Source organism: Variovorax sp., assembly GCF_965279555.1.
Classification (GTDB): Bacteria; Pseudomonadota; Gammaproteobacteria; order Burkholderiales; family Burkholderiaceae_C; genus Variovorax.
Genome location: NZ_OZ257247.1, coordinates 2,226,931 through 2,242,778 on the forward strand (window position 1 = coordinate 2,226,931; position 15,848 = coordinate 2,242,778).

Here is a 15,848-nt window from a genome sequence, read left to right on the forward strand (position 1 = left end):
ATGCGCAGGGCGGTACGATTGCAGACTGTGCAAATCTACCAACAGGGGCCTGTCTTGCCCACGCAAGAAACCCTTGCCGCTGTCGCGCACGGCACACCGCACGCTATGGCCGCTTTCCTAAAGACATGACGACGAATCCCCCGACGACACAGGCGCAGCAGCAACAGCAACACCCGCTCACCGCCAAGATGGCCAGCGTGGTCGAGCGCATGGCGCGCGCCGGCCACCCCACGCTAGACCAGCTCACGCCCGATGAGGCCAAGGCCTCCTACGAAAAGGGCGCCGGCGTGCTCGAAGTGCCCAAGCCCGAACTAGCGCGCATCGAAGACTTCAGCATCGCGGCGCGCGACGGCCATGCCATTGCCGCGCGGCTTTATGCGCCGTCGGCCGAGGTGCTGCCGGTGCTGGTGTACTTTCATGGCGGCGGCTTCACCGTCGGCAACATCCGCACGCACGACACGCTGTGCCGCGTGCTGAGCCTGAAGAGCGGCTGCGCGGTGGTGTCGGTCGACTACCGGCTCGCACCCGCGCACAAGTTCCCGACCGCGTCGAACGATGCCTGGGACGCCTTCCATTTCATTGCCACGCAGGGCGCGAGCCTGGGCCTCGACCCGTCGCGCATGGCCGTGGCAGGCGACAGCGCGGGCGGCACGCTGGCCGCGGTGTGCGCCATCATGGCGCGCGACGCGGGCCTGCCGCTGGCGCTGCAACTGCTGATCTACCCCGGCACCACGGCCCACCAAGACACGGCCTCGCACAAGCGCCACGAGCACGGCCCGCTGCTCACGAAGGCGATGATCGACTTCTTCTTCGCGCAGTACGTCCGCACGCCGGCCGACCGCGACGACTGGCGCTTTGCGCCGCTGCTGGCCGACGACGTCGACGGCGTGGCGCCCGCATGGATCGGGCTCGCCGAATGCGACGCTGTGGTCGACGAAGGCCTCGCCTACGCCGACAAGCTGCGTGCCGCGGGCGTGCCGGTCGACCTGGAAATCTACCGGGGCGTGATCCACGAATTCATCAAGATGGGCCGGGCGATCCCGGAGGCGCTGAAGGCGCAGGACGACGCGGCCCGTGCCATCAAGGAAGCACTGCAACCATGAGCGAGACAGCCACACGACGCGAGAATTTCCGTTTCTTCCACCGCCTGCGCGTGCGCTGGGCCGAGGTCGACATGCAGAAGATCGTGTTCAACGCGCACTACCTGATGTACTTCGACACGGCCATCTCCGACTACTGGCGCGCGCTGGCGCTGCCGTACGAAGAGTCCATGCACTCGCTGGCCGGCGATCTCTACGTGCGCAAGGCGACGATCGACTTTCGCGGCTCGGCGCGCATGGACGACATGCTCGACGTGGGCATGCGCTGCGCACGCATCGGCAATTCGTCGATGGTGTTCGAGGGCGGGCTGTTCCGGCAGGACCAGTTCCTGGTCGGCTGCGAGCTGGTCTATGTGTTCGCGGACCCGGCCACGCAAACCTCCAAGCCGGTTCCCGAAAAGCTGCGCAGCCTGCTGACCGGCTACGAAGCAGGCGAGCCGATGCGCACCGTGGAAACGGGCGACTGGGCCAGGCTGGGCGAGTCGGCGGGCGCCCTGCGGCGCGCGGTGTTCGTGGAGGAGCAGAACATTCCCGAATCGCTGGAGTGGGACGAGCACGACGCGACCGTGCTGCACGCGGTGGCGCGCAACCGGCTGGGCCAGGTCATCGCCACGGGCCGGCTGCTGCACGCGGAGGACGGTGTCTCGCACATCGGGCGCATGGCGGTTCACCGCAACCTGCGCAGCGGCGGACACGGCGCGGCCGTGATGCAGGTGCTCGAGGAAGCGGCCAGGGCGCGCGGCGACCGCATGGTGGCGCTGAACGCGCAGCGCAGCGCCGAGCGCTTCTATGCGCGGCTCGGCTATGTGTCGCACGGCGACGGCTTCGAGGAAGCCGGCATTCCGCACATCGAGATGCGCCGCGCGCTGCGCTGAGCGGCGCGCGGCCCATTGCTTTCAGTAGCGGGGCGGCGGGTCGGGCACGTAGCCGTTGTCGGAGCCCGGGAATGCCGACGGCCCGGCCGGACGGGGCCACTGCCTCGGCTGCGGTATCACGCCTGCGGCCACGAGGTTTTCGCGGCTGTCGTAGCGGATGCGGATCACCTCGTCGGGCGACGACTGCGCGCGTTCGAAGGTCGTCTTGCCGACGTATGAAGTCTCGCGACGGCCGTGGGCGGTGCCCAGGCTCGGGCTCGGCGCCGTCTGGCGGGCCATGCTGCCGGCCGGGGCTTCGGCCGATGCCGGAGCGTCCGCGCTCGGGGCCGGGGCGGCCTTTGCCAAGGATGAATCGCTGCGGCGCTCGCGCTCCCCGTATTCGTCGCGGCGAGGGGAAGGCATGACGGGCGGCGGCGGTTCCGGCATGCGCTCGCGGAACAGGGCGACGCCGATCACGCCCACGTCGTCGGGGCGACCGGTGCGGCTGGCGTAGGAGTTGCCGGCCGAGGCGAACTGGAACGCCGCGATCTGCGAGTCGCTCTTGCGCCAGCCTGCGATGTCGCTGCGCTCGCGCGGGGCGAAGACGTAGCCGTTCTGCCCCACGCTCGCGGTTTCGCCGGTGACGACGTTGACGCCGTCCACCGACATCACGGCCATGATGCGTTCACCCATCGCATTGCGCACCCGGATGGCGTAGCGCGCGCCGGGGCGGCCGGCCACCCAGTACTCGCCGCGATAGCGGTAGACCGTCAGCTCGGCGCCGGTGCTGCGGTCGATCACGCCGACCTGCATCAGCGAGCCGACGAGGCTGGGCGGAATCGTAATGTAGGGCCGCTCCTGGCTCTGTGCGCCGCTCGCGAAAGAAGCCATGGCACTCAGGGCCAGGGCGGTGGAGAAAAGTCTGCGCTGCATGGTGTCTTCCTTGCCGGGAGTTGATCTGTGCAGGCTTCTACGGCGCAGCTTCGGCAACGGGGTTAAACGACGCGCAAAAAAATGGCGCTGCCTGTTCGACAGCGCCAAACGCCCGTTCGCGGGGCGTTGGGGGTCCGATAAATCAGATGTCTTCGAGCAGCGGGTAGGGCAGCGGCTCGACCGTGAGCGCGGGGCCGTCGGCCGCGCCGGCACGCAGGCCGCCGGCTTCCAGCGCGGCGATCTGCATCGACACCAGCGCCGCCCAGCCGCCGCCCGGCGCGGGCGCGGCCTGTGCCACGGTGCCCACGGGCTGCTCGGCGTCGTTGGCCGCGAACACTTCCTGTCCGACGCTCACTGGCGCATCGGCCTGCACGAGGTAGGCGCGCCGCTTCAGCGTGCCGCGGAACTGGCTGCGCGCCACCACTTCCTGGCCGGGGTAGCAGCCCTTCTTGAAGTTGACGCCTCCGACCGACTCGTAATTGATCATCTGCGGCACGAAGGCTTCGATGACCGGGGTGGTCAGGGTCACGATGCCGCTGCGCACCTCGCTCCACTGCCACAGGCTGTCGTCGAGCGCCGGGCCCACGGGGGCGGGATGGCCGGCCGGGGCGATCCATAGCGCACGCGGCACGCCATCGGCCGGGTAGAGCGAAACCACGCTCACATCGTCGCCCACGGCAACGCGCTTGCCGGGGGGCAGCGCGGCGTCGAGGCCGTTGTCCGCCAGCGCGGTGCCGGCCAGGCCGTAGAGCGCGAACTGGTCGGTCGCGTCGGTCAGCTTGACCTTGGCGCGCAGCACGAACATCGACAGGCGCTTGAGGGTCGCGGCAAGGATGTCGCGGCTGCAGACCAGAAGAATCAGCTCCGGTTGCGGCTTGATGCCGATGAAACTCGCGATCACACGGCCCTTGGCCGTGCACAGGGCAGCCAGCCGGGCGTCGGCGGCGCCGAGCAGCGAGAAGTCCTGTGTCAGCTGGCCGTGCAGGAAGCTGGCGGCGTCGGGGCCCTCGGCGCGGATCACGCCGAGGTGGCCGGCGGGGGAGAGGGCGGTCACGCCATTGAGAACGACAGTGGTCATCGCTGAATTATCATGGCCGGGCCTGTTCCTTCGGAGCGGCAGGGGTTCCCTCCCTGCGGCTCGCGGGGCCACCTCTTTTTCTTCTTTCTTCCGTCTTCCCCCATATCGGATCCGTGCGCAGCTTTTTCCTCACGCTTTTCCTGCTCGCCGCCCTGGCCGTGCTCGCGCTCGGCGGTGCCGGTCTCTGGTGGGTGCACCAGCCGCTCAAGCTGCCTGCGCCCAGTGTCGACCTGTCGGTCGAGCCCGGCACCACGCCGCGCGGTATCGCGCAGGCGGTGGCCGACACCGGCGTCGACGTGCAGCCGCAACTGCTCTACCTCTGGTTCCGCGTGTCGGGACAAGACCGCCAGATGCGCGCCGGCAGCTACGAACTGGAACGCGGCGTCACGCCCAAGCTGCTGCTCAACATCCTGGTGCGCGGCGAGGAAGCCACGCGCAGCCTGGTGCTGGTCGAGGGCTGGAACATTCGCCAGGTGCGTGCCGCGCTGGCCAAGGCCGACCAGCTGAAGCCCGAGAGCATCGGCCTGACCGACGAGGCGCTCATGGCCAAGCTGGGCAAGCCCGGCCTGCACCCCGAGGGGCGCTTTTTCCCGGACACCTACACCTACTCGAAGGGCTCGACCGACATCGCCCTGCTGCAGCGCGCGATGCGGGCCATGGACAAGAAGCTGGAAGCCGCCTGGGCCGCCCGCGCCTCCGACCTGCCGCTCAAGTCGGCCGACGAGGCACTGATTCTGGCCAGCATTGTCGAAAAAGAGACAGGCAAGGCCAACGATCGTGCCGAGATCGCGGCGGTCTTCACCAACCGCCTGCGCATCGGCATGCCGCTGCAGACCGACCCGACCGTCATCTACGGCATGGGCACCGCCTTCGACGGCAATCTGCGCAAGAAAGACCTGCAGACCGACACGCCCTGGAACACCTACACCCGCGGCGGCCTGCCACCCACGCCGATCTCCATGCCCGGCAAGGCCGCGCTGCTGGCTGCCGTACAGCCGGCGCAAAGCAGATCGCTGTATTTCGTCTCGCGCGGCGACGGCACCAGCCAGTTCAGCAGCTCGCTCGACGACCACAACCGCGCGGTCAATCGCTACCAGCGCGGCGGCGGCGACCCCAAACCCAAGGGAACCCAATGAGCGACCAAGGTCTGTTTCTGACGCTGGAAGGCATCGACGGCGCGGGCAAGTCGAGCCACCTTGACGCGCTGGAGGCGCTGTTCAAGGCCCAGGGCCGCGTGGTGGTGCGCACGCGCGAGCCCGGCGGCACGCCGCTGGCCGAAACGCTGCGCGGGCTGATCCTGGAACAGCCGATGGACCCGCTGACCGAGTCGCTGCTGGTGTTCGCGGCGCGCCGCGACCATGTCGCTCAGGTCATCGAGCCGGCGCTGGCGCGAGGCGACGTGGTGCTGTGCGATCGCTTCACCGACGCCACCTTCGCCTACCAGGGGGCAGGGCGCGGCTTCGATGCGGCCGTGCTGTCGACGCTCGAGCAATGGGTGCAGGCGGGCAGGGCGGCGCTGCCCGCGTCCGCGCTGCTGCAGCCGCACGTCACGCTGTGGTTCGACCTGGCTCCCGAGATCGCCGCGCAGCGGCTGGCCGGCGCGCGCGTGCCGGACAAGTTCGAAGCCCAGCCGGTCGAGTTCTTCCGCCGTGTGGCGCAGGGCTACGCGGACCGTGCCGCCGCCGATGCCAAGCGCTTCTTGCGCATCGACGCCAGCCAGGCGCGCGACCAGGTCTGGCAGCAGATCGAAACCGCGCTGCTGGCGCGCGGCGTGCTGCTGCCGCTGGGTGGAACTGCACGATGAGCACGCAGGCACTGTCTCCCTGGCTGCGCCGTCCGCTGGCCGAGTTGCTGCGTCAGCGCGGCCACGCCTGGCTGCTTCAAGGCCCGTCCGGCATCGGCCAGTACGAACTGGCCCTGGCGCTGGCTTCCGCCTGGCTGTGCGAGCAGCCGACGGACGAAGGCACCGCCTGCGGCCACTGCCAGAGCTGCCATGCCATCGAGGTGCGTACCCATGCCGACCTGTGCGTGCTGATGCCCGAGGTCGCGATGCAGGAACTCGGCTGGCCGCTCGACGAAAAAGCCCAGTCCGACATCGACGACAAGAAACGCAAGGCAAGCCGCGAGATCCGCGTCGAGGCAATGCGCGACGCGGTCGGCTTTGCCCAGCGCACCAGTGCCCGCGGACGCGGCAAGGTGGTGCTGGTGTACCCTGCCGAGCGCATGAACACCATCACCGCCAACGCGCTGCTGAAGACGCTCGAGGAGCCCGTGGGCGACGTGCGCTTCGTGCTTGCCAGCGAAGCCGCGTGGCAGCTGTTGCCGACCATCCGCAGCCGCTGCCTGGGTTTCACACTGCCGTGGCCCGAAACCGCCGAGGCCGAAGCGTGGCTTGCAGCGCAGGGCGTGCCCGCCGCCGATGCCGCGCCACTGCTGCGCGCGGCCGGCGGCCGGCCCAGCGATGCCTTGAGGCTGGCCCGCTCCGGCCAATCGCCCAAGGCCTGGTCGCTGCTGCCCAAGGCCATGACGCGCGGCGACGTGGGCGCGCTGGCCGACCACGCGCCGGCCCAGGCGGTGGGTGCGCTGCAAAAGCTCTGCCACGACCTGATGGCGATCGGCAACGGAGCCGAACCCCGGTTTTTCGACGCGGCCGACCTGCCTGCGGCGCCTTCGCGGCTGGCGCTGGCGCGCTGGTCGAAGTCCCTGGCCAGTGCCGCGAGGACCGCGGAGCATCCGTTCAATGCGGGCCTCATGCTCGAAGCGCTTGTGAGCGAAGCGCGAACGACCCTAAACTCTGCCGCTCGTCGAACATGAACCAACCCGTCGCCTCCGCTGCGCCCGCAGCAGCCCCCGCACCCGCCCGGCCGAGCGTCATCCAGCTCGCCATCAAGGAGAAAGGTGCGCTGTATGCGGCCTACATACCGCTGTTCGCGGAGGGCGGCATCTTCATCCCGACCTCGCGCGAGTACCGGCTGGGCGACGATGTCTACGTGCTGCTGACGCTGCCCGAAGACCCGCAGCGCTACCCCGTGGCTGGCAAGGTGGCCTGGATCACGCCGCCGCGCGCAGCCGGCAACCGGGCGCCGGGCGTGGGCATCCGTTTTCCTTCCGACGAGAAGTCGCGCCAGCTCAAGGCGCGCATCGAAGCGGCGCTGGGCGGCTCCATGGCCTCCGATCGCCCGACACAGACCATTTGAGTTTCCCGCCGTCCTCGTGACGCGGAACTCCGTACACGGCACCGTCTCCCACAACCCGGGCCGGTGCCGCGCACCTTTCCATTTCCGATGTTCACAGACTCCCACTGCCACCTCACCTTTCCCGAATTCGCGGACCAGATGCCGCAGATCCGCGCAGCCATGGCCGCCGCGCAGGTCGACCGGGCCCTGTGCATCTGCACCAAGCTCGAGGAGTTCGACGACGTGCAGGCGCTGGCCGCCAGCTACGACAACTTCTGGGCCAGCGTGGGTGTGCATCCCGACAACGAGGACATAGCGGAACCGACGGTCGAAGACCTGGTGCGCCTGTCGGCGCGCCCCCGCGTGGTGGCCATCGGTGAAACCGGGCTCGACTACTACCAGATGGAAGAGCGCAAGGGTGGCCGCAGCATTTCCGACATGGAATGGCAGCGCGACCGCTTCCGCGTGCACATCCGTGCCGCGCAGCAGACGCGCAAGCCGCTGGTGATCCACACCCGCGAGGCCTCTGCCGACACGCTGGCGATCCTGAAGGAGGAGGGCGAGGATGGCGTCGGCAGGGCGGCCGGCGGCGTTTTCCATTGCTTCACCGAGACCGCCGAGGTGGCGCGCGCCGCGCTCGACCTGGGTTTCTACATCTCGTTTTCCGGCATCCTGACCTTCAAGAAGGCGCAGGACCTGCGCGACGTGGCCGCCTTCGTGCCGCTCGACCGCATGCTGATCGAGACCGACAGCCCCTACCTGGCGCCGGTGCCGTACCGGGGCAAGACCAACAATCCGTCGTACGTGCCGTATGTGGCGCAGCAGATCGCCGAGCTGCGCAAGCTGCCGGTGGAAGCCGTCGCCAAGGCCACGAGCGACAACTTCGAAACATTGTTCAGGGAAGTCAAATCATGAAAAACTACTTCAAGAAATCGATTTATCTCATTGTCATTGCTGCGTCTTTTGCAGCGCATGCCGGATCTTTCGAAGACTTTTTCCGGGCCGTGCGCGGCGACAACGCCAGCGGCGTGCGCAACCTGCTGCAGCGCGGTTTCGACCCCAACACGCTGGACGAGCATGGCCAGACCGGCCTGCTGATCGCGCTGCGCGAGCCCTCGCCGAAGGTCATCAAGGTGCTGATCGACGCGCCGCAGACCAACGTCGACATCGCCAGCCCCAAGGACGAAACCCCGCTGATGCTGGCCGCGATCAAGGGCCAGCAAGACGTGGTGGCGCAACTGCTCAAGCGCGACGCCGCCGTCAACAAGACCGGCTGGACGCCGCTGCACTACGCGGCCACCAGCGGCCAGATTGCCATCATGAAGCTGCTGCTCGAGAACTACGCGTTCATCGATGCGCAGTCGCCCAACGGCACCACGCCGCTGATGATGGCGGCCATGTATGGCTCCAACGACGCCGTGAAGCTGCTGCTGGACGAGGGCGCGGACATCACCATGAAGAACCAGCTGGGCATGACGGCGGTCGACTTCGCGAACAAGGCGAGCCGCTCGGAGGCCGCTTCGATGATCACCGCAGCAGCCAGCGCCCGAGCCAATGCGCCCAAGGCCGTGCCGAAGGACGGCAAGTGGTGAGCGCCTGACGGGGCTTACCTGACCGGCCGCGGGGGCAGGGGAGGCGGAACCGGCCGCGGCGGCAGTGGCCTCGGCGGTACAGGCGGGCGGTATCCGCCGGGCGAAACCACCGCATTGCTGCGCGGACGGCCGACCTGTACGGCCGGGTTCGACGAATTCATCAACGTGGGATGCGAGATCTCGAGTGCATCGTGTTGCCCGAGTGTCAGCGCATAGGCGACCAGGTTGGCCAGTTGGGTGATGCCGCCTTCGGACGCGGACAGCGGCTTGAGCATCGGCCTTGCGGTGTATTCATAAGGCTTGCCCTTGGCAGCCATGCCCGACAGGGCCTGCCTGCCATCGGCGCGGGCCGTGTGGTAAGCGTTGAGCACAACGTCCCTGGCAACGTCGACCATGCGCGCCGCGATCTGGTCGGAGTCCTTGTGCATCAGTTCCGCGACGCGCTCGGCGCGCATCTGCATGCCTTCCACGAAGGTGGTGATCTTGATCAGCTGCTGGCGCAGATCCGACGCGGAGATGCGCACCTTGGCGGCAACGCCCGGGTACAACACCGCGTCGTTGAGATCGGTGATCTGGTCCGGCATGGAGTTGATCAGGTTGGCTATGTGCTTGTACTGCTTCATCGCAGCTTCGGCGGCCTCCATGGCCTCGCGATCGTCGCGAAAGAGCACGGCGGTTTCCTGGTTGCCGCGATTGGTGAGCACGGTGTCGGCCTCGTTGATGCTCTTGCCGTGCAGATAGCCGTCGATCCCGCCTTCGACGCCGCTGACCGCGGAAACGCCGATGCCGACGCTTTTGGTCACCAGGGTCTTGAGCACCGAGGCACCGGGAATCGGGATCTTGCCCAACCCGGCCCGGGCCAGGGCTGCGACGCCCTTGACCACCAGCCGCTGCACGTCGGCGGTGTTGCCGCAGTATTCGCTCAGCAGCATGGTCAGCTTCTTCTTGTACGGGACGCTGAAGCTGTCGTTGGATTTGGCGCGGAAGGCATCCCAGGTCCGCTCGACCATGTCGGATTTCTGAGCGAAAGCCGCGCTCACCACGCCCCAGTCCTTCGTGCGCATGCGGTCCAACAGGACACGGGCACCAGCCGCCATTTCTTTTTCGTAGTACTGGGACAGGTTCTTGCCCACTTCATCGAACGTGGTCTGTGGAATATCGAGCATCAAAAAGTTCCAATGGTCCTGAGGGTGGTCGATGCTAGGTGGGATGGGCCGATGGCGCATGGGACGAAAGTCCCATGTTCATGTGGGTTGTTGTGCGGGAGCGTCGGGAACTTTGTTTGTCCACACAATGTGCATTATGTTAAGTATCTGAGATGAGCGGTCTCCCGCTTGCGGCAGCTTCAACGCGCCCTGGCCCGGAAGCCGGAATCCTGATCCCAATCCTGCTCTGAGTGTTCGGCGCCATCCCCCTGCCGGCGTAGCGCGGCTTCCAGCGACGCTTCAACAGCGCTCCAGTCATAGAAAACATGCACCTTGCGTGCATGGTTCCACTGCCCGCCGAATGCCTTGAAGACAGTGGCGAACTGGAAGCACCCGCCCTTGATTGCCGGCATCGGTGGCCCGTTGGCAAACGAAACCTCGAGGACCTGGCAATCTTCCAGGCTCGACGCTAGCTCTTCCGCGCGCGCCTGGGCCGGGAAAGAAAGTACGGTGGGCATCGAATCACTCTACCGAAAATCGGTGGAGGATGAAACCTTTTTTCTACGCTCGCCGAGCGAGAACTCTATTCACCCGTGCACGCCTTCGATCGAGCGCGCATACATCACGATCTCCGCCGGCGTCATCGCATCTTCAAGCGCGGCCAGTTCCAGCCGTTCGAAGTCGTGCGAGATCCATTCGAACATGTGCGACAGCGGCATGTCCGTGATGTCTTCCCCGTCGCTCCATGGTTGCAGCCGCTTGGCGGCGCTGCCCAGCAGCATGCGCAGGTACAGCGCCCGCGCCAGGCGCACGGCAGCTACCTTGTCGGGGTTGTCGAGGTTCTGCTGAAACGCTTCCACGCGCTGTTCGCAGGCCACCAGTCGCTCCTGCGCTGTCACTGACCCGTGGCTGCAGATATCGGACGCCCTGCAACGCAAATCCTGAATGCGATGGAACTCGCACAGCACGCGGGCGTACGCCAGTTGCTGAAGAAGCTGTAGCGCGCGATTCAGAAAGCCTTGCATGTCTGCCATCTGAATTTCTGCTGCGCTTTCCAAACGTAGGACGGCGCGCAAAAAGAGCGCGCGGCGGCACCGCCATCTGGGCCGCATCACCCGACGAGTAGTTCCGTGAGCGTTGTCAAAGAGATGTCACTCGGCAACCGCAAGATCGGTGGCATTAATTGTGTTTGTGGCAATTTATGCAAACAACCTTTTCATGCCCAAACACAAGCAAACGCACTTCGGGTTGCGAGCGAATTTCAACTTTTTGAGGGAACAACATGATCAGAGGAACGACCGCAAGAAGCGGGCTTGCAGCTTTGGGGGCCGCCACCGCCTTCTTGCTCTCCGGCTGCGGCGGGGGCGGCGGAGGCAATGGCAGCGCGTTCATTCCGCCTGTCTCCGGCGGCACATCGACTCCCGCCACCAACCAGGGAAAGAGCGGCCCGAAGGTGCTGGTGGTCGAGATCGACGGCCTCACGCATGCGGCACTGCGCGATGCAGTCGCGCAAGGCAAGGCGCCCGCGCTGCAGTCGCTTCGCATCGCTCCCGCATGGACCGGCGGCGTCGCCGGCACGCTCAGCGAGCAACCCACATCCGACAGCCAGGGCTGGGCCACGCTGCTGACAGGCACCTGGGCCAATCGCCACGGCGTGCGCGGCAACGGCGGCGCCCAGCGCATCGACGCCAAGCTCGCGCCCTCGATCTTCGCCATCGCCAAGCAGAACGCCTCGGCCGGCTACAAGACCGGCGCCGTCACGGCGAACGCGCTCTACCCTGCTCTGCTGGGCAACGAGCCTGGCGCAATCGACGCCGCGGTCGACTGCGCGGGGGCCGATGCCTGCGTGACGGACCGTACCTCTCAACTCATCGACGCAGGCTACGACCTGCTGGTAGCGCAATACGGCGCGCCTGCCGCCGTGGTTGCAAACAGCGGGCTGAAGGGCACTGACTACCAGCAGGCCATCTCGGACACCTCCGCAGCCGTCGGCAAGCTGCTCACGCGCATCTCGCAGCGCACCGCCAACGACTCCAAGGAAGACTGGCTCGTCATCCTCACCACGGGCCACGGCCTCGATGCCTTCGGCACCAGCGCCGGTCTGCAGGGCGTCGCGGACAAGACCGTGTTCATCGCCAGCAACAAGACTCTTCCGGCATTGCCCGCCGTCGACACGGCCGCGCCTACCGACAGCACATTGCTTCGCCTGGCCGCCGCCACCGACATCGCGCCGACCGTGCTGCGCCACCTGGGTGCCACGCCAGCACCTGCGAACTACGCCTGGAGCGGCATCGCGCTGCAAGGCGCCACGAGCATCCGCGAGCTTTCCGCCCGCACCGGCGCCGACAGGGACAGCGTCGAGCTCTCGTGGAAGCTCGCCGGCACCACCAATGTGCCGGTGCAAATCCTGCGCGACGGCAAGCCGGTCGCCACATTGGCTGCAGGTAGCACGGCCTACATCGACACCCTCGAAGGCGTGAAGGACAGCAATTTCAGCTACCTCTACACAGTGGCGGCAGGCGACACCGCGCTTGCCATCACCGCCGTCAAGCCCGTGCCGCTGCCGCCTTCGCTGCTCAACGGGCTGGTCAATTACTACCCGCTCGATGCGCTGCCCGCCCTGGACGTCAAGACCGGCGCCTCGACGCTCGCTCCCTGGGCCGTGGACGCCGCGGCCGGTTCGCTGGTGGACGACGACGGCTTCAAGCCTAGCTTCAAGGCCAAGGCGCTGCGCGTGGACAACCGCATCGTGAACGCGGCCGGCATGTCGGGCTATCGCCTGATGCAGACCAACGACGTGACGACGGATCCCGCAGTCACCGCTTTCACCATCGGCTTCTGGATGCGCACCGACGCCACCTGCACCCAGGGGGTGGGCTACGGCGCATCGGTCATCGCCAACAAGAATTACGACAGCGGCAGCAATGAGGGCATCGCCATCGGCATGTTCGGCAACTGCGAGTTGCGGTTCAACACAGGCCTGGGCGGTTCGCGCGGAGAAATCAGCGGCGCCCATTTCCTGAGCGCCGGCCAGTGGGCCTACGTGGCGATGGTCATCGACAAGTCGGGACTCGCGATGAAGGGCTACGCCATCGATCCCGCGAAGGGCGTGCAGACCGGCGGCGTGGCGCTTTCGGCCGCGCTGGTCGCCAAGCTCGGCGGCCTCAAGAACGGCATTGGCCTGAACGAAGACGGCACCGGCCTCTATTACAAGCGCGCAGGCACCAGCGCACCGCGCGGCGCCATGGACTTCAACGACTTCGCGATCTGGAACCGCGCGCTTACCGCGGACGAGATCAAGAGCATCTACCAGGCCGCCCGTCCCCTGTCGACGCTGGCGCCCTGACCCATCCCGCCTCACTCACTCCACACACGACACAAGAGAGCATTCCCATGCAACTTCTTTCACTGGCCCCACGGCTGATCCCGGCGCTGGCCCTGGCCTGCGTGCTTTCCGCCTGCGGTGGCGGCAACAACGGAGGCGGCGGTAGTGGCGTGCCCATCGCCGTGACGCCCACGCCGCCGGCTGCGCAGCCTGACACCAGCGTCAAGCCCGAGATGCGCTGCGCGCCCTGACCCCCCCGAAGCCTCGGAACAAAACACCATGAAGAACTCACGCCGCAATTTCCTCAAGGGCACCGCCTCGTCGGGCCTCGCAGCCGTCGCGCTGACCGCCTTTCCGCCCAGCATTCGCCGAGCGCTGGCCATTCCGGCCAACAACAAGACCGGCACGATCATGGACGTCGAGCACGTCGTGATCCTGATGCAGGAGAACCGCTCGTTCGACCACTACTTCGGCACGCTGATGGGCGTGCGCGGTTTCGGCGACCGCTTCACCATTCCGCTGCCCAAGGGCATGAATGTCTGGCAGCAGAGCGATGCCAACGGCAAGCCCGTGCTGCCTTACCACCTCGACCAGAGCAAGGGCAACGCGCAGCGCGTGAGCGGCACGCCGCACAGCTGGGGCGATGCGCAGAACGCCTGGGACGGCGGACGCATGTACCAGTGGCCGCGCTACAAGAACACCGCGTCGATGGGCTACTTCATGGAAGCCGAGCTCCCTTTCCAATACGCGCTGGCCAACGCCTTCACGATCTGCGACGCCTATCACTGCGGCATGCATACGGGCACCAACTCGAACCGACTGTTCCATTGGAGCGGCACCAATGGCCCGTCTGGCCAGGTCGGCACCGGTCTGGCGGGCACGGCCTCGATCGACAACACCTGGGAGAACCTGCGCTACCCGTGGAACCCGGACACGGACCCCAACGGCGACTCGACCGGATACGGCTGCGACTGGAAGACCTACCCAGAGCGTCTGGAGGAAGCCAAGGTCAGCTGGATCGTCTACCAGAACCTGCCAGACAACTACACCGACAACCCGCTGCACGGCTTTAAGCAGTACCGCATGGCCAACAAAGTCTCGGGCAAGAACAAGATGTGCTACGACGGCGACGCCAGTCCGCCCGCGGGCCAGACCGTGACCGCCTATGACCCCGCCAGCGACGACGCGGGCAACCCGCTCTACAAGGGCGTTGCAAACACCATGCCCGACGGTGGCTTCCTCGGCACCTTCAAGCAAGACGTGGCCAACGGCAAGCTGCGGCAGGTGTCGTGGATCGTGGCGCCTGCCACGTACTCCGAACACCCCAGCCCTTCGAGCCCTGTGCAGGGCGCCTGGTACATCCAGGAGGTGCTGGACGCGCTCACCGCATACCCCGACGTCTGGAGCAAGACGGTGTTCATCGTCAACTTCGACGAGAACGACGGCTACTTCGACCACATGCCCTCGCCGTCGGCACCTTCGCTGATCGACCCCACCAACCCCAAGGGCGCCGTCGCCGGCAAGACCACGCTGTCCGATGCCGACGTGGCTTTCGAGCGCCATACGTACCCGCTGGTCGGCAGCACCACCGTGCCTTCGGACGGTCGCGTCTACGGTCCCGGACCGCGCGTGCCGATGTATGTCATCTCGCCGTGGAGCCGCGGCGGCTGGGTCAATTCGCAGGTGTTCGACCACACCTCGGTGCTGCGCTTCCTCGAGGCGCGCTTCGGAGTCAAGGAGATGAACATTTCGCCGTATCGCCGCGCGATCGCCGGCGATCTGACCAGCGCCTTCAACTTCGTCTCGCCCAACAACGACGCGCTACCGGTGCTGGCCGGACGCAAGACCAAGGACCAGGCCAACCAGTTGCGTGCCGACCAGCAGGCGCTGGCGCAGATCCCCGTGCCGCTCGATCCGCAACTGCCTCGCCAGGCGACGGGCACGCGCCCTTCGCGCGCCCTGCCCTACGAGCTTCACACCAGCGCGCGCAGCGACGTCGTCAACGGCAAGCTGCAGCTGCTGTTCGCCAACACCGGCAAAGCCGCCGCCGTATTCCATGTGTATGACAAGCTCAATCTCGGGTTGCTGCCGCGCCGCTACATGGTCGAAGCCGGCAAGACCCTCGACGACACCTGGAACCCGGTGGCCGACAACAGCGGCTTCTACGACCTCTGGGTGCTCGGCCCCAACGGCTATCACCGCCACTTCAAGGGCAACCTCAACACCCTGCGCGCGGGCGACGTGGCGGTGCCCGAGGTTCGCGTGTGCTACGACATCGCCAACGGCAACGTCTACCTGAAGATGCTCAACGGCGGCAAGAACGCCTGCAAGTTCACCATCCGTGCCAAGGCCTACCGCGACGACGGTCCGTGGACCGCGACGGTGAGTGGCGGCACTGTCGCCGAGCAGCATTGGGACCTGTCGGGCAGCGGCTGCTGGTATGACTTCGCAGTGACATGCGACGCCGATGCCAGCTACTACCGCCGCTTTGCCGGCCGCGTGGAAACCGGCAAGCACTCGGTGAGCGATCCCGCGATGGGCATGGCCGACCTCTGATGCCGACGGCGGCTTCGCCCCGCGAGGCCGCCTGTTTCCCACCGGCATTGCGCCGGTGGTAGGCACAATGGCGCCGCTCTTTCTTTTCA

General features: G+C 66.8%; 16 protein-coding genes. 11 read left to right on the forward strand and 5 right to left on the reverse strand.

All coding sequences use genetic code 11. The features are described 5' to 3' along the window. Positions 1-125 precede the first annotated feature (125 nt). Positions 126-1,103, forward strand: coding sequence for an alpha/beta hydrolase (locus ACQY8B_RS10720; RefSeq protein WP_422086687.1), 978 nt, complete (start codon positions 126-128; stop codon positions 1,101-1,103). Then, a complete protein-coding gene (locus ACQY8B_RS10725; RefSeq protein WP_422086688.1) occupies positions 1,100-1,975 on the forward strand; it encodes a YbgC/FadM family acyl-CoA thioesterase in 876 nt (291 codons plus the stop codon). The genes ACQY8B_RS10720 and ACQY8B_RS10725 overlap by 4 nt, the downstream gene beginning before the upstream one ends. A 21-nt stretch (positions 1,976-1,996) precedes the next feature. Here ACQY8B_RS10725 and ACQY8B_RS10730 read toward each other — a convergent pair whose 3' ends face one another. Both ACQY8B_RS10730 and ACQY8B_RS10735 read right to left on the reverse strand, forming a co-directional pair. Then, positions 1,997-2,887: a hypothetical protein gene (locus tag ACQY8B_RS10730; RefSeq protein ID WP_422086689.1), complete on the reverse strand. Its 891-nt coding sequence runs from the start codon at positions 2,885-2,887 to the stop codon at positions 1,997-1,999. A 142-nt stretch (positions 2,888-3,029) separates the two neighbouring features. Further along, positions 3,030-3,965, reverse strand: a complete 936-nt coding sequence (locus ACQY8B_RS10735) for a YgfZ/GcvT domain-containing protein (protein ID WP_422086690.1) — start codon at positions 3,963-3,965, stop codon at positions 3,030-3,032. A 113-nt stretch (positions 3,966-4,078) separates the two neighbouring features. Here ACQY8B_RS10735 and mltG point away from each other — a divergent pair, with 113 nt between their 5' ends. The 6 genes from mltG to ACQY8B_RS10765 all read left to right on the forward strand — a co-directional run bounded on the left by mltG (position 4,079) and on the right by ACQY8B_RS10765 (position 8,733). Further along, positions 4,079-5,101, forward strand: a complete 1,023-nt coding sequence (mltG, locus tag ACQY8B_RS10740) for an endolytic transglycosylase MltG (protein WP_422086691.1) — start codon at positions 4,079-4,081, stop codon at positions 5,099-5,101. Next, positions 5,098-5,769 carry a dTMP kinase gene (gene tmk / locus ACQY8B_RS10745; protein ID WP_422086692.1) on the forward strand — a complete coding sequence of 224 codons (672 nt, stop codon included), beginning with the start codon at positions 5,098-5,100 and terminating at the stop codon, positions 5,767-5,769. The genes mltG and tmk overlap by 4 nt, the downstream gene beginning before the upstream one ends. Then, a complete protein-coding gene (locus ACQY8B_RS10750) occupies positions 5,766-6,779 on the forward strand; it encodes a DNA polymerase III subunit delta' (RefSeq protein ID WP_422086693.1) in 1,014 nt (337 codons plus the stop codon). Before tmk ends, ACQY8B_RS10750 begins: the two co-directional genes overlap by 4 nt. Further along, entirely contained in the window at positions 6,776-7,162 is a 387-nt protein-coding gene (locus ACQY8B_RS10755; RefSeq protein ID WP_422086694.1) for a PilZ domain-containing protein, read from the forward strand. Before ACQY8B_RS10750 ends, ACQY8B_RS10755 begins: the two co-directional genes overlap by 4 nt. An 87-nt stretch (positions 7,163-7,249) precedes the next feature. Further along, positions 7,250-8,056 carry a TatD family hydrolase gene (locus tag ACQY8B_RS10760; RefSeq protein WP_422086695.1) on the forward strand — a complete coding sequence of 269 codons (807 nt, stop codon included), beginning with the start codon at positions 7,250-7,252 and terminating at the stop codon, positions 8,054-8,056. Further along, on the forward strand, positions 8,053-8,733 hold the full coding sequence (locus ACQY8B_RS10765; RefSeq protein WP_081269534.1) for an ankyrin repeat domain-containing protein: 681 nt from the start codon (positions 8,053-8,055) through the stop codon (positions 8,731-8,733). The genes ACQY8B_RS10760 and ACQY8B_RS10765 overlap by 4 nt, the downstream gene beginning before the upstream one ends. 14 nt (positions 8,734-8,747) lie before the next feature. Here the strand turns inward: ACQY8B_RS10765 and ACQY8B_RS10770 are convergent, their stop codons facing one another. The 3 genes from ACQY8B_RS10770 to ACQY8B_RS10780 all read right to left on the reverse strand — a co-directional run bounded on the left by ACQY8B_RS10770 (position 8,748) and on the right by ACQY8B_RS10780 (position 10,903). Beyond that, on the reverse strand, positions 8,748-9,899 hold the full coding sequence (locus ACQY8B_RS10770) for a hypothetical protein (protein WP_422086696.1): 1,152 nt from the start codon (positions 9,897-9,899) through the stop codon (positions 8,748-8,750). A 179-nt stretch (positions 9,900-10,078) separates the two neighbouring features. After that, positions 10,079-10,396, reverse strand: a complete 318-nt coding sequence (locus ACQY8B_RS10775) for a hypothetical protein (RefSeq protein ID WP_422086697.1) — start codon at positions 10,394-10,396, stop codon at positions 10,079-10,081. A 69-nt stretch (positions 10,397-10,465) separates the two neighbouring features. Continuing rightward, positions 10,466-10,903, reverse strand: a complete 438-nt coding sequence (locus ACQY8B_RS10780) for a hypothetical protein (protein WP_422086698.1) — start codon at positions 10,901-10,903, stop codon at positions 10,466-10,468. A 257-nt stretch (positions 10,904-11,160) separates the two neighbouring features. On the opposite strand from ACQY8B_RS10780, the gene ACQY8B_RS10785 reads away from it, so the two are divergent. The 3 genes from ACQY8B_RS10785 to ACQY8B_RS10795 are packed head-to-tail and all read left to right on the forward strand — an operon-like array spanning position 11,161 to position 15,759. Further along, entirely contained in the window at positions 11,161-13,224 is a 2,064-nt protein-coding gene (locus tag ACQY8B_RS10785) for a LamG-like jellyroll fold domain-containing protein (RefSeq protein ID WP_428745016.1), read from the forward strand. A 47-nt stretch (positions 13,225-13,271) separates the two neighbouring features. Next, positions 13,272-13,454, forward strand: coding sequence for a hypothetical protein (locus ACQY8B_RS10790; protein WP_081269539.1), 183 nt, complete (start codon positions 13,272-13,274; stop codon positions 13,452-13,454). 28 nt (positions 13,455-13,482) lie between these two features. Next, positions 13,483-15,759, forward strand: a complete 2,277-nt coding sequence (locus tag ACQY8B_RS10795; protein ID WP_422086700.1) for a phosphocholine-specific phospholipase C — start codon at positions 13,483-13,485, stop codon at positions 15,757-15,759. The last annotated feature ends 89 nt before the right edge of the window (positions 15,760-15,848 follow it).